This window comes from Streptomyces sp. CC53 (genome assembly GCF_001865245.1).
GTDB lineage: Bacteria > Actinomycetota > Actinomycetes > Streptomycetales > Streptomycetaceae > Streptomyces.
Map to the genome: position 1 here is coordinate 1 of NZ_MKXB01000082.1, position 1937 is coordinate 1937.

Sequence of the window (1937 nt, forward strand, 5' to 3'; positions counted from 1 at the left end):
GGTGACGGCCCCGCCGGGCGTCAGTTCCCGGCGGGGCCGCCGGTCGGCGGCACCGCGGCCGCGGTGCGGGCGCCCCCGCCGTCGCGGGTGCGGACACCCGCCCGGACCGGGGGCCGGGCCTTTTCGCCCGCGTTCGGGCCGGGCGTTCCCGCCCGCAGGGACAGAGCGCCCCCTGTTGCCGACCGCCGCGGCCGCCCCGCCAAGTCGGGTGGCACGCCGGAGCGCCGACGGGAGCGGGGGGCGTACCGCGGTGCGCGCAGGGCGCGGCCCGGGGCCGTGGCGAGGCCCGGTGGGTGTGGGCGGTCGCCCGACGGCCGCCCACACCCACCGGATGGTGGTCAGCGCACCCGCGACGCCCGCAGCTCCATGGCGGCACGCGCGGTGCGCTCGTCCTCGTACACCTCGCACATGTGGCGCCCGTCCGGGGTGGCCGTGTGCTCGACCTCCCAGAGGCTCAGCTCGGTGCCGTCCAGCAGCAGGAACGCGTGCTCGTACAGGGAGAAGCCCGCGTCCCTCCCCGCCACACTGCACTGCCGTCCGAAGACCTGCTGGATGTGGTGGGCGAACGCGCCCCGCAGCCGCGCCGCCACCTCGTCGCCCGGCCGGTTCCTGTTCTCCGCGCGGCGCAGCACCCGGCGGGCGTGGTCCGCCGAATCGTCCGGCACGTACACCCGGGGCGCGGGATCCGGCGGGCGGACGAGCAGCGCGCTCAGCAGCTCCAGGTCCGCGTCGAGGTCGTCGTCCAGCGGATCCCCGAGACCCACGGCCTCCGGCGTGCCGAACGCCTCCGACACCCGGACGGCAGCCAGCCGCACGTCCGTCTTGTCGGCGTACAGCTCGTGGTGGTCACGGTCGTCCGTGCCCGTGTGGTGCACCAGCTCCCACAGCGTCAGCGACGTCCCGTCGGCCAGCAGGAACGTGTGGCGGTACGTGGTGCGGTGGAGCGCCGCGCTGTGGTGCGAGGCGTGCAGCGCACTGGCGTGCGCCAGCGCCGTACGGAGCCGCTCGACCAGGGCGTCGGGCAGGTCGAAGGAGTTGAGCGCCCGACCCAGGAGCCGCTCGACGTGCTGCTCCGTGGTCTCGTACGGATCGTTCCGATCGATCGGATCGTTCAAGATGGGTCTCCAGGGCCGTCGCCGCGTGTTACTCGGTGCTTGCTCAAGGTAGTGCCTCGGTACGACAACGCGTCCGGCTTCCACGAAACGAACGGCGCGCGTGGCCGGTTCCCGCGCGCCCCCGTCCCGAATCCTTCAACGCTCACCGCCCGTACGCCAGTTCATACCCGGCAGCGGCCCGTACAGGCCCCGGTACGACGGAAAGTCTCCCCCCGCGCCCCGCAGGCCCTCCGCGGCCAGGACCGCCCGGACGATGGCCCGGGACACCACGTCGGCGCTCGCCGCGAGCACCGCGTTCAGCGCCAGCGGGTCGCCGCTCTCCGCCGCCGGTCCGCCCCGGCCCGCCCCGTCCGCCGGCGTCCCCGGGCCCCCGGCCACCGGACCGGGCTCTCCGGCACCCGGCGTGCGCTCCCCGGTGAGCGGGCGTGCGCCGGTCGCGAGGGTGAACACGGTGTCGCCGTCGTTCAGCAGGTGCACCGGCCGCACGGCGCGCGCGATGCCGTCGTGCGCCGTCCCGGCCACCTTCTGGGCCTGTGCCCGCGTCAGTTCCGCGTCCGTCCCCACCACGACCAGCGTCGTGTTCATCGGCGGCATCCCGCTCCGCTCCCGCGCCTCGGCCAGCCGCAGCATCGCCGCCGCGTGCACCGCCGGGTCCGGGTACGCGGGCCCGCCGCCGCGCGCTGCCTCGGCCGCGAAGTGCGGGTCGCCGTACGCCCCGTACAGCACCCCCGTCACCGGATCGAGCGGCGAGCCCACGCCGTTGGCGACGACCAGCGCGGCCACCGTCACCCCCGAACCCGCCAGCACCGTGCTCGCCGTGCC

The 1937-nt window shown here is 76.1% G+C and carries 2 protein-coding genes; both read right to left on the reverse strand.

What is annotated here, in order from left to right:
• Window positions 1-338: 338 nt before the first annotated feature.
• Entirely contained in the window at window positions 339-1115 is a 777-nt protein-coding gene (locus BJP40_RS07255) for a DUF6227 family protein (protein ID WP_071279539.1), read from the reverse strand.
• Between the two features lie 135 nt (window positions 1116-1250).
• On the reverse strand, window positions 1251-1937 hold a 687-nt coding region (locus BJP40_RS31470; RefSeq protein ID WP_143065899.1), incomplete at its 5' end, for a P1 family peptidase.